The following is a 21,702-nucleotide window of genomic DNA, read 5'->3' on the forward strand; positions in this document are numbered from 1 at the left end:
ACTACATTGGTGCATGTTCGTCCAAAGTGAGTGAAACCGAGCTTCCGGCCGTTGAAAATCAATCTCATGCTGACCCAGGAAAATCCACAACGCGGCCTCTCCTTCCTACTGATGGCGGCCGCATTTGTCGTTGTCTCATTCGGAATGAGAGCCGCTCAGGAGATACTGCAGCCACTTCTGCTAAGTCTTTTCATATCCGTTGTTTGCATCCCGATTTATGCATCGCTGGTCCGCCGAAAAGTGGCATCCTGGCTCGCTCTGTTAACCGTAATTGGTGGCCTGATCGCGATGACACTGGTTGTCTTCTGGATCGTTATGACGTCGCTGGCTGACTTCACGCGTCAACAGGATCACTATGCTGAACAGTTGCGATTACGATCGCGGCCCCTGACAAAACTCATCGAAAGTCTTGTGCCGGAGCAGCCAGAAGCTCCCCAGGCAGAAGAATTCAATCCGGCCGATCCGACGGATTCGGTTGACGTTCCACCTGATGAACCTGATGTCGACGACAGTGTTCGCAGAATCGATGGCGATGATGCAACCGAGAGAAATTCGCCAGATACTGCGCGCCCGTCGGCAGGAGACCCGACTCCATCGCATTCGGATGAACAATCCGCGGAGCGCAACGATGATGCGGCTGGCTTGTCTGAAAATGTTGCTGGCGAGAGTGAACGTACTGATGCTTCCCCGGAGTTGGTCGCTAACACAGGGAACGACGATTCGTCGGCGAATTCCGGCGAAGATCCGGTTGGGGCAGGCTTCAGTCAGGAAGCAGAGAAGGTCGAATCTGCCGATACCGAGGAGGAACTGGACGCCCAGTTGGATCAGGCAACCAAAGGCGACTTTGCTTCGGGGCGTCTGTTTAAACAGAGTCGAAACACTCAGGCTCCAAAATCCAGGAGAACATGGCGTCAACTCATTATGGCGCAGTTCGATCCGGGCATGGCGTTGTCGCTGGCGGCAACCCTGGCAGCAACAGTCAGTCAGATCCTGAGTAATTCGCTACTGATCCTTTTAACAGTCGTCTTTATCTTGCTGGAAGCAAGCACCGTACCGCAAAAACTGACGGCTGCCTTCGGTGCCGAGAATCGTCCGGACATTAAGTATCAGGAAATTGTGGAGAACGTTCAGAGCTACATTGTTCTGAAAACCGTCGTGAGTATTGGGACAGGTCTGCTGATTGCTGTCTGGCTCAGGCTTTTCGGAGTCCCTTACGCGGGGTTGTGGGGCATGCTGGCATTTCTGCTGAACTACATTCCGAACATTGGCTCGATCATTGCAGCTGTTCCGGCACTCGCAGTGGCCTGGCTGGATCTGGGGCTTTCTCCCTGCATTGCATGCGGTATCGGTTACGTTCTTGTGAACGTGTTCGTAGGCAACTTTATTGAACCGCGATTGATGGGACGCGGTATGGGCCTTTCGCCACTCGTGATTTTCTGCTCAATGCTTTACTGGGGATGGACCCTCGGCCCTGTCGGCATGCTGTTGTCCGTTCCTTTGACAATGGGGCTTCGGGTAGGTTTGGAGGCGTTCAAGGATACGAAATGGATTGGCGTGCTGCTGGGTAACGCAGATTCGGAGTAGCTTGACAGGTCAGGTCATCATCGCACCCCGCTGGGGCACAGCATCTGTTGCCGGAAAACTTCTTATCCGAGTCATTGAACGCAAAAATTGTGGCGTCCCGGTCCGGTTGTTCGTCGTCTTCAGTTCTGTAGAATGAGGTTGGTCCGTGCGATGCTGCGGCTCCCGGAGAATTCTTACCGCGCTGCTGAGACAGCCAAATCCCCGAAATTTCGGTGCTTCGTTGAATCCAATAATCGAACTGCAACAATTGACTGGTCTTTTTCCGGAGAATGACCACGCCGCACTTTACGAATCGGCAGAGCATGTTGCTCGCGAAGCCACTCCCGAACCATACCATCGGATGCTGGTTCACGAGCATCACATGACGGTGACGATGGAGGCTTATTACGACTGTACGGTGGATGTCGAAGTTCTGGAATCACGATTTGAGGATGGTTTGTACCTCCGGAAGATCCTGTTGAAGAAAAGTGGCACAAATGATGTTGTTCAGTTCGGACTTGTGCGGTTTAACTTCGAGTATGTGACTCCAGCAGTGAAGGCGGAGATTCTGGCACAGCAGACGCCTCTGGGACGCGTACTAATTCAGCACAACGTCTTACGACATATCGACTTAGGAGCGATCATACGTTTTACTGCAGCAGAAGGGCTTTGTCGGTATCTGCCGATGCAACCGGGACAAGTCACTTTCGGCCGCATGGCAACGATTTTTTGCAACGGTGCACCTGCCGTTGATCTGCTCGAAATTTCCTCGCCTTTGAAGTAGCTGTTTAGACAGACGGCTTCACATTCGAACAAGCATCCGAACCAAGTGTGAATGAAATGGGGCCCTCAATGATTCAACCATCGCCAGACTCAACCGTTGCCTACCAGCCTTCGCTCGATCAGGAATACGATGTGGTGGTGATTGGGGGCGGACCCGCCGGGTCTTCTACCGCGGCCCTGGTTGCGGAGTACGGACATCGAGTGCTGTTGCTGGAGCGAGCTGCTGTCCCGCGTTTTCACGTTGGCGAATCCCTGATCCCTGAAACCTACTGGCCGCTGAAGCGACTTGGCTTGATCAACCGCCTCAAGGAGTCCGCATTTCCCCGTAAATTCAGTGTGCAGTTCGTTAGTGATGGACACAAAGAATCTGCTCCGTTTTACTTCGACAACTACAACCCGCACGAAAGCAGCGTGACCTGGCAGGTTGTGCGCAGTGAATTCGACAAGATGCTCCTGGACCGTGCGGTGGAACTGGGTGCAGTCGTGCATACATCTGCTCACGTCCAGCAGGTTCTGTTCGACGGGGATGCGGCCGTTGGAGTTGGTTGCACCGTGACGAATCCGGACGGCGTCAAACAGGATTTGACCATCAAAAGCAAGGTGGTTGTGGATGCCTCTGGCCAGTCCGCGTTTCTGTCATCCCGCCACGGAAAGCGAGACCGGGATCCGCGGTTGCGCAAGGCCACTGTCTGGAGTTACTTCCGTGGGGCTCGCAGGGATGACGGCAGGGACGAAGGCGCAACGCTGATCATGCAGACGGAGATGAAGAAGTCGTGGTTCTGGTACATCCCACTTCCGAATAACGTTGTAAGCGTTGGTTGCACAGGAAGCCTGAACTACATGTTTGGCGACACGAGGGATCCGGCAAAGGCCTTCCAGCGAGAACTGGAACGTTGCCCCGCAATGCAGGAACGTCTCAGGGATGCCGAACGCTGCGAAGATTTCTTCACTACCAGGGACTTTTCATATTACGCCCGGGAGGGCGCTGGGAAAGGCTGGCTGCTGGTCGGAGATGCATTTGGATTTATTGACCCGGTTTATTCCAGCGGAGTCTACCTCGCGCTGAAGGGTGGAGAATTCGCCGCCGACGCAATTCACGATGCACTTCAGCGGGAGGATCTTTCTGGTCCTCGACTTGGTCAATGGCAGCCGCTTTACAAGCAGGGACTGGAAAACTTCAGGAAACTGGTTTACGCGTTCTACACGCCCGGGTTCAGTTTCGGAACGTTCCTGAAGGAGCATCCACAGTTCAAATCGAACATGGTGGACATCCTTGTTGGCGATGTCTTCAAGCCCGGTGTTGGCGATATCTTCGACGCGATGGGAACTGTTGAACCACCGCTGGAAGCTCCGGCATGCGATCAACCAGAAACTGCCATCGCAATGGCGTAGATCAGGACAACTGCCGCAAGGTTCATCCCGGTTGACTGGCATTGCGATGATTGGGCATTGCGATGACTGGGGATTGCACTGGGCAAATGTCAACTTCTCTGATTCCTGCTCCGTTTCCCGGTGGGTGTTTCTCACACCAACGACTGTTTTGCAGGCACCGACGTTGATAATGCGCGACAAAACCGCAATTACTCAGTTGGCTTGGACGTAGCGAAGCTTAAGATACGTCGACATGCGACCTGAACTGACCGTTTGGACCGTAGTTGCGATTTGGCTCAGCAGTGACCTGCCAAAAAAACACGCAACCGACCGGGCGTTGATGGATGCCGGTTCAGAATCGCACCTGAAGTGATCGCCATCCTGCGAACGCGACGGGTTCAGATTGGCATGTTTTGTTGCGGGTGTTGATATGTGCGAGCGGATTGCATGAAGTCAGAGTCCGGATTGATTAGTGGTCTGATTGGCAGCTGCGATGCGATGCAGGACGTCTATCAAATCACTCGCAAAGTTGCGCCAACCACGGCAACGATCCTGCTCACTGGAGAAACCGGTTCTGGCAAGGAATTGATTGCACGCGCGCTGCATGAACTCAGCCCTCGGGCCACGGGTCCGTTCATTCGAGTCAACTGCGGTGCTCTTTCTGAAAGCCTGCTTGAGAGTGAACTGTTCGGACATGCAAAAGGTGCCTTCACCAGCGCTATCGAAACCCGGACCGGGCGATTCGAAGCAGCCCACGGCGGAACCATCTTTCTCGATGAAATCAACTCGGTCAGTTATCAACTTCAGGTGAAGTTGCTGCGCGTCCTTCAGGAACATGAATTTGAGCGAGTGGGCGACACGCGGACAATACGCGTGGATTGCCGAGTCATTGCTGCGACAAACGTCGACCTTCAGGATTTGATTCAGGCGGGGACGTTTCGAGAAGACCTGTTTTACCGTTTAAATGTAATTCCCATCTACCTGCCCTCGCTTCGCGATCGAAAGGATGACATCCCTGACCTGGTGTCCTTTTTCCTCGCTCGATTTGCCAAGGCCAACGGACTTCCGATTCCACACATGACGGCCGATGCATTGCGATTTCTGGTCCAGTATTCATGGCCCGGGAATGTGCGAGAACTGCAGAACTACATCGAACGAGCCCTGGTCCTGTCTACCTCGAGCGAGATTACGGCGGATTTGCTTCCGCCTCATGTTCGGGGCCTCGCCCCGGTTCGAATCGGACGCCGAAACTCAGATGATCTCGAGACCGTTTGCACGGATCTGATTGAACGTCTGATTGCACAAACGACGGAAGATTCGACAGACGTCTACAATCAGGTGATTGGAGTCGTCGAAAAAGAACTGATTCTTCAGGTAATGCGACAGTGCCAGGGTGTGCAAACGCGAACGGCAACCCGACTTGGCATCAACCGAAATACGTTGCACAAAAAAATAGAAGACCATTCGCTTCAGGGTGAATCCCGATAATTCAGTCCGACGGGCAACCCTGATCATTGGCAGCCTGTTGGAAAACGGGACTGGTTCGAGCAGGAGACCTCATAACACCATGGTTTCCAGTCATCTTGCGTGCTTGTCCCGGTTTTCAACGGACAGTCAGCACAGGCGGATGGAGTCTTGAATATTTGACAATCACTGGCTGGGCGAAATAAAGGACGGGTAGTCGTATCGAGAATATGCTGACCGTCGCAGGACTTCTGGAAACTTCGGGACATCTGACGAATTCGCGGCAGAATGAACGGTCAAAGGTGGTTCCTGACATGAAGGTTGAGGAACTCGCCGCAAGTTTCAGCTTAGGCCGCCGATGGGAGGCTGTTCGTCGCGATCCGGGATAGTCCGCCGCTGATCTGTTCGTTTGAAAAAGCACAAGTGAAGGAAACCTGATGTCCGGGCTCTACAGTCCACAGAACGATCCAAAGTACCAGAAGGGGGAGGTGCCGGATGCCGCGGCCGCGCCCCCGGATGCAGTCATTTCAGAAGATACTCGGCGAAAGAATCGAATTCCTGAAGGGCAGCATCGGACGCGTAAATGGCCTGTGTTACACGCTGCCACTGTGCCGGAGATCGATGCACGTGCCTGGAAACTGTCGATCGGGGGACTTGTTCGCGAGCCATTGGCGTTTACTCTGGCGGAATTTTCCGCGTTGCCCCGCACACGGGTCTTTGCGGACTTTCACTGCGTCACAGCCTGGTCGCGTCTTGGTAACCTCTGGGAAGGTGTTTCTATGAAACTATTGCTGGAAATGGCAGGGGTATCTCCCGATGCACACTACGCGGTCGTGAGTGCATGGGACGTTGTTGACCGCAATCAGAATCCGTGGACCACGAATCTGCCCCTGTCAGACCTGGCGGAACAGGACGTCCTACTTGCCGATACTCACGACGGCCTGCCTCTGGATGCCGATCACGGTGGACCGGTTCGGCTCGTTGTCCCAAAGTTATTCGCATGGAAAAGTGCGAAATGGGTGAGATCGATTGAAATCACGAAGGAAAATCACCCAGGCTACTGGGAGCAGGCCGGTTATCACAATGTGGGTGATCCATGGAAAAATGAACGTTACCGTGATGATCCGGAATGGCTTGCACAGCAATAGACTTCGAAGCACTGATCCTTGAACACTACGTCTACATCGCCCACTCCAGAGGCAGCTGATAAGAATAATGCATCGCCGGGCAACACTCCGGATGTCCTTGCGCAACGTCGCAACTTTGTGGCACTGGTCCTGCATCAAATTGTGTTTCGGGTTGCATGGATCTTCAAAACCGAAAGTGTGATCATGCCAGCTTTTCTGGACATGATTGCCGATTCCGGTTTTATTCGCGGTCTTCTGCCGCTGCTAAATCGATTTGGGCAAAGCATCGCGCCGTTGCTGCGTTCAGAACAAATCGCGACATCTCAAATGAAATCGAAGTTGCTTCTGCGTTCGACGATTTCCATGAGTCTGCCGTTCATTTGTCTGGGATCTGCAGTCTGGTTCTACCGCGAAGGTCTGCCCTGGTGGTTTACCTGGTTTTTTCTCGCAGCGTACACCACGTTTTTCTGCCTTCACGGAATCAACGAAACCAGTTTCAGCACCGTTCAGGGAAAACTGATTCCGGTCAACTGGCGAGGAAGACTGGCTGGGGCCAGCAGCACTCTTGGATCGCTCACTGCCGTCTCGCTTGCGTGGATGCTGATGGGACGGTGGCTGCAAACGGAAGATGCCACAGCTTATGCAAAGATCTTTCTGTTTGTGGGTCTCGTGATGTTTTCTTCCAGCGCAGCCATTCTGCTGATGAAAGAATCGCCGGACGAAACCGGTCGACCGAGACTTCGCCGGGCACATTTTCGCGAAGCCGCTGCCCGTGTCCGCGACGACAAAACACTGCGGGGCCTGTGTGTGATTGCCATTCTCTTTGTCTTTTCGCAGATCCTGTTTCCCCATTATCAGTCGCTGGGAATGAAGTTGCCGAACGCCAGACCCGTCTTTTTTATGCACTGGGTTGTTGCCCAGCACCTGGGGGCGGCACTCTTCAGCAGCATTTCAGGTCGAATGGCCGATCGATTTGGAACGCGGTCTGCATTGAGATTTCTAACGGCGTCCGCAGCTATCGCCCCGCTGCTCGCTTTGACCCTCGCACGTGTGGCTCCGGTTCACTGGTTCGCCCTGACGTTCTTCTGGATTGGACTGGTCCCCGTCACATTTCGAATGCAGGTGAACTACACGCTGGAAATCGTGCCGAGAAGCCAGCATCCGGCTTATATCAGCACAATGACCCTCGCGATGGCGATTCCTTTTCTTCTTTCTCCAGTGATCGGGGCGATGGTGCAGCAGCTTGGCTTTACCATACCGTTTGTCCTGGTCGCCGCAATCGTAAGCGTGGCCGCTCTGAAAACATGGACCATGCCCGAACCTCGTCATCCTGATTTCGTGACGGGCTGGGTAGAGAATCGCTCTTCGCCAGGTTAACGGCGAGTTTCGGTTTCGAGTGTCGATTCTTCGTTTGTCTGCTATCCTGCCCAGACACAAGTGTTCTTCCCTCAGATGGCACTTGACTTAGAGATTCATTTTTCAACAACGGCCGGAGTTCTTTTTCAATGTTCAAACGAATTCTGAACTTCTCTTCTCTCGTCACAGCAATACTGCTCAATGCCGGGATTACCCGTGCGCATGAAGGTCATGGACCGGTTCCGGATCAGGGCGACTCTGTTATCCACTATGTCGCGAGCCCTTACCACGCCGGAACTGCTGTGCTGATCTGTGTTGTATTGCTGAGCATCGCCGTGTGGATTCGAAAGGGCTTCATTCAGCGACTCCGAAAAGCAGAAGCGAAGAAGTAAGCGACAAGCCTTAACGAACGCTGCGCGCTGATTCCGTCGGGCTTACACTATAGGGGCTTCGTCACAAGAGAAGCCGCCTTCAGAGAGCGGTGCCTGACGACGACTGTGATTGATCGGGATCGTTCAAAGATTTGAGGACGACAAGTGACAAACCACGGAGACCGAATCATGAAGTGCCTCAACCTTTGCGCAATTCAGATTGTTGTCATCGCGGGTGCGTCCTGCCGATTGATCCAGGCCGATCAGCCCGTCGAATTCAATCGCGATATCCGCCCCATTCTGGCGGCCAACTGTTTTGAATGTCATGGCTTTGATGCAAAGCATCGACAGGCCGATCTGCGACTGGATTCTGCTGAAGGCGCCTATTCCACTGTCAGTGGATCCCCGGCAATTACGCCTGGCAATCTGCAGGCAAGCGAACTCTGGCTAAGAGTTACCAGCAGCGACAGTGACCTTCAGATGCCGCCGCCTGATTCGAAGAAACAGCTGAAGCCGGAGGAAACAGAGTTGCTGCGTCGCTGGATTTTAGAAGGGGCGACGTACCAGAAGCACTGGGCGTTCGAAGTCCCTGTCGCCGTCGAACCACCCAAGTCGGATGATCCGCTCTGGAACCAATCACCCATTGATGCCTTCCTCATTCGGAAGATGCGAGACAACGGCCTGAAGCCACAGGCCCTCGCAGACAAGCCAACTCTGATCCGACGCGTTGCGTTCACGCTGACGGGTTTGCCTCCAACGGTCGCCGAAGTGAACACGTTTCTGGCAGACACGTCCGCAGATGCCTACGAACAAATGGTCAACCGTTATCTGGCTTCCTCACGCTACGGGGAAGAGATGGCGAGGCACTGGCTGGATGTTGCCAGATACGCAGATACACACGGGCTCCATCTGGACAATGAACGTGAAATGTGGTCCTACCGTGACTGGGTGATCCGAGCATTCAATCAGAATCTCCCGTTCGATGATTTCACAACATGGCAGATTGCAGGAGACCTGATTCCGGATGCCACTACCGAACAACTGGTCGCGACCGGATTCAACCGATGCAATGTTACGACAAGTGAAGGCGGATCGATTGCAGACGAATGGTTGTATCGGTACGCGGTCGATCGCGCCAGTACGACGATGCAAACATGGATGGGCCTGACAGCTGGATGCGCGGTGTGCCACGATCACAAATATGATCCGATCACAACGCGTGACTTTTATTCGATGTACGCGTTTTACTATTCGTCCAGTGACCCTGCGATGGATGGCAACGTCCGAAACACACGACCTTTCATTAGCGTACCCACGGACGCCCAGTCGGCGGCTCTTGCGGAAGCCCGGAAAAATGAAGCCGGCTTGCGCGAGCAGCTCACGGAAGCCCTGAATGCGATTGAATATACCGACCCGGCAACAGACTCCAGCGGTGCAAACCAGGAACTGTTCAAGACAACCGACATCATCTTCGACGATGTTTTTTGCCCGGGCACGAAGGAACGCAACACCTCTCGGGATGCTGCGAAATGGATTTACGCTCCCTCATTTGGAGCCAAATCCGGAACTCGCATTCTGGAACTGGGCTTCGGCTCGAAATATGACCTCACGCTTGAATTCACAACGACCCCCGTCACCCTGCCGTCAGAAGGTCAGTTGGAATTCTGGCTGCGTGTGGACGGCTATGAACGACCGGAGACGATTTCTGTTCGTATTGATGATGGTGCCGGAAACAAACAGATCGTCTGGGGCAACGCAGAACCTGTGGGTGTTAAGTCCGGGATTCAAAATATGGGTCCGGTCCCAGATGCCAACATCTGGACTCACGTCAGCGTCGCACTGGAAGAGCTTGGATGCCGGCAAGGGGGGAGAATCAAGAGTCTCGTGTTCAGCCACAGCGGCGGAAGAATCTGGATTGACAGCCTGAAGATTTCCGGGATGCGGGCCCCCAAAGACGACCCAATGCGTTCGCTTCTGGCGTGGTGGAAGACCTGTAAAGACGTGACTCCGGATGGAGTCCCCTCGGCTCTTGCGGCGATTCTGAAGGCCGGGCCAAAAGACGATCTCACAAAAGAACAAAGACAGCAATTGCTGGACTATTTTCAACAGAGTATTCAGCGACCGACGGCGGCTGCGGCAGATCTGCAGAAAAAATGGCGAGATGCTGTCGCGCAAATTACCATCATCAGGGATCAGATCCCCGGGACGATGGTGTTCGGTGAACTGGAGAAACCTCGCGATGCGTTTGTGATGCAACGCGGTCAGTACGACAAACCGGGCGAAAAAGTAGAGCCAGCCGTACCCGTGGCGTTTGCTTCGCTGAAACTGCAAAACGGACAGCCGTTGCCGGCGGGTCAGCGTGCGAACCGCCTTGACCTGGCAAGATGGTTTCTGGATGAAGAGAACCCACTCACGTCTCGGGTTACAGTCAATCGCTTCTGGCAGCAGGTCTTTGGTATCGGTCTTGTTCGTACCAGCGATGACTTTGGTTCACGCGGAGACTTGCCCAGCCATCCGGAACTCCTCGACTGGCTGGCCGTTGATTTCCGTCAGAGCAACTGGGATGTGAAGCGTCTCATGAAAAATCTTGTGATGACGGCGGCGTTCCGTCAGCAGTCCGTGATTGCTCCGGACGTCTATGAGGTGGATCCCGGGAATCGACTGCTGGCCCACGGCGCTCGCCTGCGACTGGATGCTGAGCAACTTCGCGATAATGCATTATTTGTCAGTGGACTGATCGATCTGACGATGGGTGGTCAGGGTGTGAAGCCGTATCAGCCACCCGGAATCTGGGAACCCGTCGGCTATCAGAACAGTAACACCCGCTTCTATATTCAGGACCATTCGTCAGCTCTCTATCGACGAAGTGTTTACTGTTTTTTGAAGCGTACTGCTCCGCCACCATTCATGAGCAACTTTGATGGTCCGAATCGAGAACAATTCTGTTCGCGCCGCGAACGTAGCAACACGCCGTTGCAGGCTCTGCAACTCATGAATGATGTTCAGCACTTCGAAGCCGCTCGAGCACTGGCTGAACGCGTGATTGAGGAGGGTGGTCGGACGCCGGAAAGTCGAATGAACTGGCTCTTTCAGACCGTGCTTTCCCGACATCCTGAGCAGGACGAAATGAAACTGTTGACGGAGTCTTACTCGTTACAGTATTCACTGTTCGAGTCCACTCCGGCCGCGGCGGAACAGGCAATTCACGTGGGTGAATCCACTCCAAAAGGCGTAGCCAGTCCGGAGGAAACGGCCGCATGGACGATCATTGCCAACCTGGTACTGAATCTTGACGAAACGATTATGCGAAACTGACGGTGGCATACACGACCGTGTAGTTCACTTGCTCACGTCCGTGGAGAATGTTCGGTCTACGGACAAATCTGAATCCTCATATTGAAATCGTCGAACAGGCGTTCGGCAACACCCTGCAGACGCAGGATCTGTTTTCGAACGAAATCAGTGTGCGAATCCGGCAGAACAAATGATCCGGACGACATCCCGGCCGCGGTAAAAGTTTCTTCCAGACTGCACAGTTCGCTTTCAGGGCGACGCGCTGCTTCACGCGCATATTCCTGAATCTGGCGGTTGCGATCATGTGGCTGCATGCGACGCATTTCCCGATCCAGATCTTCCTTTGTCACTCCGGCCTGAAGCACGCGGATTTTCCAGGAGATCCATTCTTCAACGCGGTCTGTATTATCATCTTCCAGTTGCACGTGTGCACCGCGTGCCTTCAGGGGCACAGCGGGAAAGACATGAAATTCAAGCAGGGTGCTTGCCATTTCTGGATCCGTGGCACGCCCCAGAAGACGTTTTCTGGGCCGGTACGCGCCGGATAATTCGAACCGGAGTCCCCGACCGCCCAGGTCTTTATTGAATCGAGTGAGTTCACACAGAAAAACACCCAACTGCTGTGAAGTTGCCTGAGAAGGTACCACGAGCAAACGCAGTGGTGCGATGCCGCTCTTTCTGACGGTCTCTTCGATCGACGCGCGTTTTCGTGCGACTGAATCTTCCGGCATGGGTGAAGATCCCGCCAGTTTTCGTAGTCGTTCAATTTCATCACGCTGAGTACTGAGTTCAGTGGATTCGCGGCGGTACTGGCGACGCCAGGCTGCCTTTTCGTGCTCGAATTCCTCAATTTCCTTCGCCAGCTGATCCAGCTGCCCGGCCAGAAACTGTTCGGCCTGTTTGCCGATCCGATCAAGACTGTGTGCCAGCTCCAGCAACTGCTGTCGAGTCGATGAACTGGTGACAGAACTCGCTTCGTAGGTTGCACCTGACATTAGGCAACTCCTGTTTCTATGCTAATCACTTCGTGATCCCCGGCTGATTCGACATCATCAACCGCTGCTACGAATGATCCGTCAACCGGATTCGGTGGCGGCGAAAATATCTTCGACCTGCGCAGGTCAACTTCCGTGTAGGGCCGTTCAATGAAAGGCAGACCCGCCAGCGAAGAAGCGATGGGCACAGAACTGCCCGCTGGCCGAATCAGCAGGATGTCAATTCCTGATTCCTTTAGTGATGTAATATCTACGCGAGGAGGGACGTTCAGTTCGTCATCACCCCTTAACGCAATCATTGCAATTTGGGGGGATTTTCTTTTGAGCAGCAGCTGAAAACTCAATTCATCACGAACGACATGTCCGGTCAACATGCCATCGCTTTCCACGATCAACCCTCGGACTACAGCAGCAGATGCCGTATCGGGTTCGAATGCTACCAGCATTCGTGCATCAGCCTGTTCAACACTAACTCGAACACTGTCGACCCATTCCGCAAGCAGTAGTCCTTCGAGGATGCGTCGTGTTTCGCCCAGTTCCAGTCCAAGCTTGTCCGCCAGTTCGGATGTACCGCGTGGTGTTGCGTCCAGAATCGAGAGCAATTGAATCTGCTTCGGTGACAGACCGGTCCGGTCCATGTTCTGTCCTCGCAGATTGCGGCGTGTCCAGTTCTTTTCTCCATTGGTGGCGGTCGCCTTCGAGCCAACGCAACCCTCGACCAGGAGGCCAACCAGACTGTAATCGACGGGTACCTTTGTCATCAGATCCGGCTGTTTTCGTTGCGGCAGAAAACTAAAAGCCTTCTGCGGATTCAGAAAACACCATCGTGTGAGTACTGCAGCCTGGTGCCGCAGCAGTTTTCGCAGAGTCCGCACGTCCAGCATGTTTTTGTCGAGCAATTCAGTAAGCCCGGCTGCCTGTGTCGAATTGCCTGTTGCCATTGTAAACTGCAACAGTGGCGCCAGTTCCCGAAGTGCCTCGGGAAGCTCAGCAGAAATCAAAGCCGCATCAAACGAAGCTGACACCACGCCCTGAATACGACCTTCCTTGATAAAAAAGCAGACTCGATTGCGATCACTTTCAACTTCCAGCATGCCATCCTTCTGACCGTTGGTCAGAAAATCGATGACTTCACGCAGACTAAGAAACTGCAGATCTCCGCTGAACGCTGCTTGTTCAACAGCCTCGACCGTCTCGGGAACCGCAGTCCCGTTCAGTTGAGAGGAAAGGATCAGCGCACCGGTTTCCAGAGCGTTGGCCACGGCCATCTTCAGGAGATCGGGTTTGTACGGCTTTGGTAATGAATCCACAACATTGGGCACGTCCATGTATTCGACATAAGCCTGCTTCCGCAGCGTCGAAGACACAAGGAACGGAATTGCTCGGCATTCCTCGTACGAGAGGATCCGGCGGCAGACTTCGATACCCGTTGTTCCCGGCAGCTGGTGGTCAAGCAGAATGAGGTTGGGAGATGTTTCGCGAGCCAGCTTGACCCCCTCGTCTCCTGTGGAAGCCATAACAACGCGGTAGCCCTCCTGACTCAAATGGCTGTCAACCATTTTTCGTATCGTGGCACTGTCATCAATAACCAGAATTGTTGGGGTTGTCATATGAACTATCCCTTAGCGACTGCGCACATCTTGATGATGGACGAAATTGTTTCATCTGTGACCGGCTTGCTCAGCACGGCCGTTGGATTAAGTTTGCTGATTTCTTCGGGCATGGATTCGTCATCCCGGCTCGACAGGACAAGGGCTGGCAACTGATTCAGTCTGGGATGCCGCCGAATCTCCTGCAGCAGCTCGACGCCGTTCATACCAGGCATATCAATATCTGTGACGATCGCCATAACGCTGTGTGACTTCAGAAGCCTGAGCGCTTCGAGCCCGTTTTCTGCCTCGAGTGTCTTCAATCCCGCGCTGCTGAGTTTCTTTGACAGGGAACGGCGGATGACGACAGAATCGTCAACGAGAAGAACTTTTTTCTGGCCCGAACGGCATGATTCTGCATCAAACTTCTGACGATCGTGCATTGCGACTTTGGCGATGCGCTTCGCCCGTGCGTCCTGGTCTGATTCTCCCGACGAGGCGTTTGACAGTTCAGATACTGTTGCCCGATGCAGCTCGATCAATTGATTCACGTCCAGCAGCAGGACAATCTCCGCACGCCCCGACAGTGTGACACCATCGAAGAGCCCATTCTTTTGCAGCAGCGACGGCAGTGACCGAACCACGACTTCTTCGACACCCACAATCGCGTCAACGCTCACAACAAGTCCGTCAGGAAACTGCGTCGATCTCAGGCGGACAAGACAGCTTCGGCTGGAATCTTCACCAGACAGCTTCAGCAATTCTCCCAGTGCAACCGGAACACACGATTCTTCTGCGACAGGCATCTGTCCCATCGAGTTCCGAGAATCCGAGGTTCCGCTGATTGCATGCATTGGAAGAGCGAACAGCTGTCCGGCAACTCGAACCACCATCGCATGTTCGACAGCAGACCGAAGAGGGATCTGCAATCGGAAGGTCGTTCCATTCCCTGCTGTGGATTCAACATCTATCCGACCTCGTAGCCGCCGGATCCAGTTGTCGACCACATCCATGCCAACGCCGCGACCGGCGATTTCACTGACAGACGATCGGGTCGAAAAGCCCGGATGAAAAATCAACTGGCGAATTTTCGAAATATCGGCGTGTTCGCCGGGTGCGAGTAAGCCCAGTTGTCGCCCGCGAGATTCGATTGCATCATCATTCAGCCCGCATCCATCGTCACGAACTTCGATACAAAGAACGGATGCGTCAGCAGTTGCCGATAACGTAATGCACCCTGTCGGGGACTTTCCTGCCGCCACTCGCTCATCCGGCGTTTGAATGCCATGACTGACGCCGTTGCGAACCAGGTGAAGAAGCGGTTCGAAAAGTCGTTGCTGGATTTCCCGCTCCGCCCGTGCGCCATGCCCCTCAACTCGAACCTCAACCTGCTTTCCTTCTGCCCGGGCGGCATCACGTATGGAACGCTGCAGTCGCTGGAATAAACCACCCACCGGCACTCGACGCAGTTCCATCAGTTGTTGCCGAAACTGTCCGATCAGATGTGAGACGGCAGAGTTATCTCGCGCCAGGGGATCGAAGGCTTCGTGTAAAGAACGGCTGAGTTCAGTCGTATCACGAGAGATTTCGTGCAACGAACGGACCAGTAATCGTGTCTGTGCCGCTTGCTTGCGAGCGGCGATTCCGGACATACCAACGGTGCTGTTGGTAATCCCGGACGGTTCGCCCTCATCAGCAACGCCTGCCTGAGGCAGATCGACGCTGGCGGTCAGGGATCGGGATCGTACGGCACACAAATTGAGTTCATGATGGACCTGTCGCAATGCTTCTATGTGAGAATCCCGGTGGTTGCGCAACATCACCAGTTCGGCCAGCAGATCCATGAGTCGCTCAAGCTGACGAGCTTCGACTCGGACGAATGCTTCACCATCAGTATTCGCAGAACTGGTGGTTATTTCTCGTCGAACGGTTGCAGGCACTTCTGCCCGTTTCTCCACATCCCGCGATGAATTCGGAAGCTCTGACGGACCAGACGCCCTGGGAACATCATTCTTTACGCACGGAGCCGTCGTTTGCGAACCCGCAGCAATATCTCCATCCGAAATGCCAATTCGTCGGAGTTGTTCTCTGACAACATCCACGCATTCCAGCAGGTGATCAACGCTGATTTGCTCACCGCTGCCTGATTCAATCCAGCTCTCGACTTCGTGCAGATAATGCGCGAGGTTCGACAGGCCGACGGTTCCTGAGGCCCCTTTCAGAGTATGAAGCTGACGGCAAAAATGGCGAAGGGCATCATCCAGTGGTTCGTTGGCGTCGATCCGCAGAACGGCACCTTCCATTTCACTTAAGCACAATTGAGCGTCGTCGGCGAATGCCGCCGCCATCTCGGGATCATCGATCGAATCGCCGGTTTCTGGTGCCGCCGGAGGATTCCCTGCGGATGCTTTGTACGTCTGTCTCTGGACAGAAGCTGGAGTCACCGCAGAATCAATCTCGATATCAAGATCATTCAGAGTCGCCAGAATTCTGCTCATATCCAGGACCGGAGTCTCAGGTTCCGATGAATTCATTGGGGTGTCCCCGCATAATGATTCATCTCCCACAGAGTCTGCGGGCTCACTCACTTCATGATCGCTGATCTGCCTTCCCGGTGTGTAGCGTTCATCCGCTTCAAGCAAAGCGAGGCATTCTCCCCAGCGCTCATCTGCTTGTTGAGTGATTCCAAATCCTTCCCTGTCAAAGGTCGCTTCATCTGCGATCACAGGCAACACCGTGTCACGACAGAATTCTGCAATTTCCCGAGCTCTGTTGGCATGACCTTCAGCTGACTCCATAAGCTCAGCGACCGAAAGCAAGTCGGCCATCAATGCAGCTGCAGTGAGACGTTCTGCATTTCCGTGCATGGCAGCAAGATCTGCCATCTGAACGAATTCGCTTCGCAGCTCTGAAATGGTCGTCACGGAGAAGTTGGCTTTATCAGACATCACTGGGCGAACTCCCCGGCTGCGACTGCATCCAGAAGATCTGCTGGGCCTGGCGAGTCATCGGATCGCAAACGTCGAATGCCTCGCCGGAGCGATGACGAACGAAGATTGGCGGCGTCTCCTTCGACGAATTGACTAATTGGCGAAAGACCTTCCTCTAGTCCCTCTGCCGATTCCACCAGATCTGTTGCCTTGTTTCGAATCGAATCACTTCGCTCTCCGACTCGACGAGCAATCGAAGAAACCTGCTGCATCGCTCGGACAAGTTCGTGCGTGCGTTGAAGCTGGTCTGTTGTTGCATCTGTAATATGCTTCGATCGATCAGCGGCAGAGGAGGCGACTTTCCGGATTTCTTCCAGCATGCGTCCGGCGGCGGAGACGCGTTGAATTTCCTGCTGGACCTGCTGCTGCTCTTCGCTCATAGCGGACATCGTGTCCTGGGTTTCGCTTTGAATGGCCGCTACCAGCGCCGCGATCTCGCGCGATGCTGTCGCGGTCCGTTCGGCCAGACGACGAACCTCTTCGGCAACGATTGAAAATCCACGGCCCTCCTGACCGGCTCTTACCGCTTCAATCGAAGCGTTTAAGGCCACCATGTCAGTTCTTGCCGACAAATCGCCCATCGTTTCCACGATACTGCTGATTTGTTCCGACTGCTGACGAAGCCCCGTAACCTTCTTTTCGCTGAATGCCACAGTTGTACGGATCTCTTCCATCCCGTGGATCAACTGCTGTATGACCTCCAGTCCCTGCTGAACGCGAGCCCCGACATCTCTGGACGCCTGCGTGGCAACATCGGCATTGCTCCCGATTTCGTCAATTCGAACGGAGAGATCGGCAACCGCCTGGATGGCAGAATCAATTGTGCGAGTTTGCTCCTGTGAGCCTGCCTGTGTGTCTCTCGCGTTACGTGCAATTTCATTGCAGAGCGCGAGTATGGTTCCGATATCACGTGCAGAGGACCGCGACAGCTTGCTGATTGCCTCAATCAGTTCATGGCGATCCGGTGAATTCATCCCATTCGGTGACTGTGCTGCGGGCGAATGACCAAGACAAGTCAGCAACGAATCGACGTCCTGCAGAATTGTACGCTGATGACGCAGCGAGGTCCGCAGGCGATGGACTGTTGCATCAATTTCATTCAAACCGGTTGAGAGAAAGTCGCTGTGGATATCAGACAACGATTTCTCTGCGTCTTTCAGTCCTCGTAACAGCCACCAGTATGCGGCAGCGGCCGGGCCAAGAATTGCAACGACAAGAAGTGTCATGAATGCAATTCTGCTGACACCATCGACCTGAAATCCACAGGCAGCGCAATAACCGGCAACTACCGCAGTCATCAGGTGTGTCGCACATAGGCGAAGTCGGTAACTCATGTTGCTATTCCGTACGATGGAAATGAAACCATATCTTCTGGACGTCAATCAACCTCTGACCGAGTTCTTCAGCCAGCCTCCGCGTACCCCTCAGCCAGCCTGCGCAAGCGTCGATGATCCAGAATCTGTATGACTGCGTCGTCATGAATGCCCCATCCGACAACCAGGCTGCTGTGATCTTCCTCAAAACTTTCCGGAGCATCAGAAACCTCCAGACGCTGCAGGGCGATGACCTCGTCAACGAGTACACCCCACGGACCATCCGTGTCTTCAAGGATCAGCAAAACTTGTTCGTCCTGCATGTCTGATTCGTTCAGCATGCGTTTCAGATTGACAACGGGCACGAACTCACTGCGAACGTGGCACAATCCGGCAAACGCGAGAGGCGAGTGGGGTACACATACCAGTTGCGGCCGTGGCATGACCTCGCGAACATCAGCTGCAGGAAATGCCTGCCATGTGAGTCCGGTGCGGAAAATGCAGTACGAAATGTTTTCTGCCAGCAGAGCGCTGGAAGAACTATGAAGACCTACGGTCATCGTGCTACCTCCGGGATGCCTTGGCAGACTTCAAACGGTTCTCGAGCTGATCGGCCAGTTCTGACAGGCGATCCGTCCCTTCGTTCTGTTCCTTTGATTGCTTGTCCTTGCCACGACGAGCATGGAAAGCCACTCGGAAATAGTCTTCTGTTGACTCCTCCGAAATCTGCACGCCGATGGAATGCACATCGATAGGTTCAGAGTCATCCAGGAAGTCAGAGTCATTCGCGACTTCCACCAACTCAGAGGCAGCGACGACATTCATGGTCTCGTTGCCCGCCCGAACTTCATCAGTTGATGCGGTTTCGTAGTGCCGCGTCTGTGGCTTCTCCCTCAGTTCCGAAACCACGTCCGCAAAAACTTCGTCGTGCAGTTGGGCTCGTGACGATCGTTCTGTCTTTTCCTGTGCTGCGTCGTTTGACGGCACCACTTCGTCATCTTCATTCCACGACAGCTCTTCCAAACGAAGAATCAGGGTGCGCAGCCGCGACCAATCCTCCTCAAAGAAGGATTCCACCTGTTGTTTCCATTCGACGACACGATTCGTCGCATCAGTCCGAGGAAGATCGTTTTGCTTTGTTGAATTCGTCATAGCCGCGCAGTAACCCTGCCTCTAACCTGTTCTACGGGAAAGAGTTGTGACTCCGGACAACGCTGAATTAATTGGTGCCGCCGGAAACGACAACCGAGACATTTGGCCCGTCTCGCCCAAAGAAATGAGCTGATTCATCAACAAGCATAGGTCGACGAATGCAACTTCGTGGGGGGAAATGGGGGAGGATTCAAAAGACCAACATCCCCGCGTTGCCAAAACGCAACATGCCGGTGTCATGGTTTCGCAACGACAGGCTCACCGACACAGAGAATCCTCACACTCCGACGAACGCTTACAACTACGCGCCGGAGGGAGGGCGAACCAGTGAAAGTAGCTGCGGCACGCTGCCAATGCGGCGAAGCAGGGCCAGTGCAGCGACTCAGGCAGCAGACTATTTCTCGCGAAAGTTCGCAGCGCGAGGTTCGTTCGATACAGGCAGGTCGATACCGGATGGTGGCAGCATCAGTCGGGTCGCGGCGGGAACCTTGACGTTGGGCACAATCCGAAGGCTGGCATCGGCCACAGCATCGGACTGGGGCGACGAATGCAGCGTTGAAAGTTCCTGACGCACTTCAGCCAGCCTCTGCTGGGCCATGATCATGGTTGGATCGTGCGAGAGCGCTTTCATGAAGTCCTTTTCGCACTGGCGGAGCATTGCTTCGTACCGCAGGACGCCCATCGTGTAGTCAGCAGTTGCCGCTCCGGCGGTAGCACGCAGATACTGGTCTGCCGCCAAAATATCACCCGAACGAGCGATCGCTTCTGCAAGTCGCAAATGAAGCTCGCGATTGGATGGGTCTGTCGTTGAGGCGGCGGCGAGAATTGCTGCGGCACTCTTCCATTCGCCCCGATCCGAAAACGTCTCGGAAAGTCGAATTGCAAGATCTGGCTGACGCGACGCCAGTTCCTGCATCAGAAGGAAAGACCGGGAAGAGTCGGTCGATGATTTAGCGAAAAGATCCTCCTTCAATTCCGCATTCTGACCAGCCGTCGGATCGTTCGTACTGAGAGCAACCTGCATCTGCATGGCTTCCGGCAGTCTTCTCGCTCCCGCTCCGTCAACGACCACACAATTTGGAAGGTCCGCTCGTAGCCGTCTTACACCTGCCGCCGTAATTCTGGTATCGATGATGCTAAGGCCCTTCAGAGTCCTGGCACGCGTCAAATACGGTACGCAGTCATCCGAAACAGACGTCGAATTCAATGCCAGGAATTTAAGAGATTCCAGTTTCAGCAGTTGAACGACGCACTCATCGTTGGTTTCGGTCTTTGAAAGATCCAGTAGCTGAAGGTTTGGCAATTCATCCAGCAGAGAAATGCCCCTGGCAGTGATTGATGTGCCTTTTAGTTTCAGCGATTCGATCGTTGCTAATTTGCAGACTTCTCGCAATCCCGCATCAGTGATTCTCGTTCCGGTCAGATCAAGATTCTTCAGCCCGGTAAGCAATCCAATGCCCGACAGCTGACGGTCGTCGACTTCGGACAATGACAGGTCCACAACTTCGGGCGACCCCTGTTTGTTGAGTTGAACAACGGCCTTCAACTCTCGCAGATGCTCGACGTATTCCACCTCGGATCGGAACGTCTGGTTACCTTCGTTTGCCGATTCGAATGGGATCAGGAGCTGAGCATCCGGCGAAGTGTCTGCAGATTCAGCGGAACTGCTGAAAGGAGCCGGTGGGGGATCGACCTCGTACGGCGAAGTGGGCGGCGCGAGCTGGGGTTCTGCTTTTTCGTTCAGCAGGCTTGTTGCACCCAGCTCGGGGAGTTGCGTTTCGGGATTGGATTCCGTAACAGAGACGGCCTGACTCACAGGAACCGCGACGTGTTGGTGTGCCCGAATTCGTGATGAAGAGGTTGACCGACAACCTGCGACGATCGTCAGAAAACAAACCAACAGCACAGTAAACTGAAGCCGGGGGCAGCAAGTCTGTTTTGGAATTGGAATGAGAGATTGATCCATCCGTGAAGACCTTTTTTGCCTTCCACATCCTTCGTGGAAAGAATTCGCCAATCTGGTTTGGGTCCACTCTAGATTCGACGGATTGTTGCGTGGAAATAGAATTAACAGCTGTTGGCGTGAAAGGAATGGCAACAACTGTGCCCAGTCGTTCCGAAAGGTCCGGTCTCGACGTTCGTGGCGTTTGATGGACTTGTTTCGTCGGTATGGCTCGAGACAGAAGACAACATGGGGATTCCGTCCAACCTGACGGGATAAGCCGAACAATCAGAACGATCGTTGGCATCCATGTATTCGATTTGATCCCGATGGAAGCTGAATTGATTCGTCGCTGCGGATCACATCTGCTGTTTTGCAACAGATGATCAAAT

At 54.0% G+C, this 21,702-nt stretch carries 15 protein-coding genes; 8 read left to right on the forward strand and 7 right to left on the reverse strand.

Translation table 11 applies throughout. The annotated features are described in order from the left end of the window. Positions 1–66: 66 nt before the first annotated feature. The 8 genes from R3C20_15435 (at position 67) to R3C20_15470 (ending at position 11,350) form a co-directional block, all read left to right on the forward strand. Complete coding sequence (locus R3C20_15435; GenBank protein MEZ6041895.1) at positions 67–1,584, forward strand: AI-2E family transporter; 1,518 nt, start codon at positions 67–69, stop codon at positions 1,582–1,584. Positions 1,585–1,831: 247 nt separating this feature from the next. Beyond that, on the forward strand, positions 1,832–2,347 hold the full coding sequence (locus tag R3C20_15440) for a hypothetical protein (GenBank protein MEZ6041896.1): 516 nt from the start codon (positions 1,832–1,834) through the stop codon (positions 2,345–2,347). A 68-nt stretch (positions 2,348–2,415) separates the two neighbouring features. Then, a complete protein-coding gene (locus R3C20_15445; GenBank protein MEZ6041897.1) occupies positions 2,416–3,738 on the forward strand; it encodes an NAD(P)/FAD-dependent oxidoreductase in 1,323 nt (440 codons plus the stop codon). A gap of 426 nt (positions 3,739–4,164) precedes the next feature. After that, a complete protein-coding gene (locus tag R3C20_15450) occupies positions 4,165–5,205 on the forward strand; it encodes a sigma-54 dependent transcriptional regulator (GenBank protein ID MEZ6041898.1) in 1,041 nt (346 codons plus the stop codon). Positions 5,206–5,618: 413 nt separating this feature from the next. Then, a complete protein-coding gene (locus R3C20_15455) occupies positions 5,619–6,329 on the forward strand; it encodes a molybdopterin-dependent oxidoreductase (GenBank protein ID MEZ6041899.1) in 711 nt (236 codons plus the stop codon). A gap of 18 nt (positions 6,330–6,347) precedes the next feature. Further along, a complete protein-coding gene (locus tag R3C20_15460) occupies positions 6,348–7,685 on the forward strand; it encodes an MFS transporter (GenBank protein MEZ6041900.1) in 1,338 nt (445 codons plus the stop codon). Between the two features lie 128 nt (positions 7,686–7,813). Further along, positions 7,814–8,056, forward strand: coding sequence for a hypothetical protein (locus R3C20_15465; GenBank protein ID MEZ6041901.1), 243 nt, complete (start codon positions 7,814–7,816; stop codon positions 8,054–8,056). Between the two features lie 168 nt (positions 8,057–8,224). Beyond that, a complete protein-coding gene (locus tag R3C20_15470) occupies positions 8,225–11,350 on the forward strand; it encodes a PSD1 and planctomycete cytochrome C domain-containing protein (protein ID MEZ6041902.1) in 3,126 nt (1,041 codons plus the stop codon). A gap of 56 nt (positions 11,351–11,406) precedes the next feature. On the opposite strand, the gene R3C20_15475 is transcribed toward R3C20_15470, so the two are convergent. From R3C20_15475 to R3C20_15505, 7 genes are all read right to left on the reverse strand, one after another. Continuing rightward, a complete protein-coding gene (locus R3C20_15475; protein ID MEZ6041903.1) occupies positions 11,407–12,324 on the reverse strand; it encodes a hypothetical protein in 918 nt (305 codons plus the stop codon). Beyond that, on the reverse strand, positions 12,324–13,934 hold the full coding sequence (locus R3C20_15480) for a response regulator (protein MEZ6041904.1): 1,611 nt from the start codon (positions 13,932–13,934) through the stop codon (positions 12,324–12,326). The genes R3C20_15475 and R3C20_15480 overlap by 1 nt, the downstream gene beginning before the upstream one ends. Before the next feature lie 5 nt (positions 13,935–13,939). Beyond that, entirely contained in the window at positions 13,940–16,861 is a 2,922-nt protein-coding gene (locus R3C20_15485) for a response regulator (GenBank protein MEZ6041905.1), read from the reverse strand. After that, the gene (locus R3C20_15490) at positions 16,861–18,237 is read right to left on the reverse strand and encodes a methyl-accepting chemotaxis protein (protein MEZ6041906.1); all 1,377 of its coding nucleotides are present in this window, start codon (positions 18,235–18,237) and stop codon (positions 16,861–16,863) included. Before R3C20_15490 ends, R3C20_15485 begins: the two co-directional genes overlap by 1 nt. Positions 18,238–18,305: 68 nt before the next feature. Continuing rightward, on the reverse strand, positions 18,306–18,776 hold the full coding sequence (locus tag R3C20_15495) for a chemotaxis protein CheW (GenBank protein ID MEZ6041907.1): 471 nt from the start codon (positions 18,774–18,776) through the stop codon (positions 18,306–18,308). A gap of 4 nt (positions 18,777–18,780) precedes the next feature. Continuing rightward, positions 18,781–19,368 carry a hypothetical protein gene (locus R3C20_15500; protein ID MEZ6041908.1) on the reverse strand — a complete coding sequence of 196 codons (588 nt, stop codon included), beginning with the start codon at positions 19,366–19,368 and terminating at the stop codon, positions 18,781–18,783. Between the two features lie 394 nt (positions 19,369–19,762). Further along, positions 19,763–21,334, reverse strand: a complete 1,572-nt coding sequence (locus tag R3C20_15505) for a hypothetical protein (protein ID MEZ6041909.1) — start codon at positions 21,332–21,334, stop codon at positions 19,763–19,765. Positions 21,335–21,702 lie beyond the last annotated feature (368 nt).

It is taken from the genome of Planctomycetaceae bacterium (assembly GCA_041398825.1).
GTDB lineage: Bacteria > Planctomycetota > Planctomycetia > Planctomycetales > Planctomycetaceae > F1-80-MAGs062.

Bases quoted from the DNA above. Each gene is read 5' to 3' on its own strand.
- R3C20_15435 (MEZ6041895.1), top strand. From the start codon at position 67: ATGCTGACCCAGGAAAATCCACAACGCGGCCTCTCCTTCCTACTGATG.
- R3C20_15445 (MEZ6041897.1), top strand. From the start codon at position 2,416: ATGATTCAACCATCGCCAGACTCAACCGTTGCCTACCAGCCTTCGCTC.
- R3C20_15450 (MEZ6041898.1), top strand. From the start codon at position 4,165: ATGAAGTCAGAGTCCGGATTGATTAGTGGTCTGATTGGCAGCTGCGAT.
- R3C20_15455 (MEZ6041899.1), top strand. From the start codon at position 5,619: ATGTCCGGGCTCTACAGTCCACAGAACGATCCAAAGTACCAGAAGGGG.
- R3C20_15465 (MEZ6041901.1), top strand. From the start codon at position 7,814: ATGTTCAAACGAATTCTGAACTTCTCTTCTCTCGTCACAGCAATACTG.
- R3C20_15470 (MEZ6041902.1), top strand. From the start codon at position 8,225: ATGAAGTGCCTCAACCTTTGCGCAATTCAGATTGTTGTCATCGCGGGT.
- R3C20_15475 (MEZ6041903.1), bottom strand. From the start codon at position 12,324: ATGTCAGGTGCAACCTACGAAGCGAGTTCTGTCACCAGTTCATCGACT.
- R3C20_15480 (MEZ6041904.1), bottom strand. From the start codon at position 13,934: ATGACAACCCCAACAATTCTGGTTATTGATGACAGTGCCACGATACGA.
- R3C20_15485 (MEZ6041905.1), bottom strand. From the start codon at position 16,861: ATGTCTGATAAAGCCAACTTCTCCGTGACGACCATTTCAGAGCTGCGA.
- R3C20_15490 (MEZ6041906.1), bottom strand. From the start codon at position 18,237: ATGAGTTACCGACTTCGCCTATGTGCGACACACCTGATGACTGCGGTA.
- R3C20_15495 (MEZ6041907.1), bottom strand. From the start codon at position 18,776: ATGACCGTAGGTCTTCATAGTTCTTCCAGCGCTCTGCTGGCAGAAAAC.
- R3C20_15500 (MEZ6041908.1), bottom strand. From the start codon at position 19,368: ATGACGAATTCAACAAAGCAAAACGATCTTCCTCGGACTGATGCGACG.
- R3C20_15505 (MEZ6041909.1), bottom strand. From the start codon at position 21,334: ATGGATCAATCTCTCATTCCAATTCCAAAACAGACTTGCTGCCCCCGG.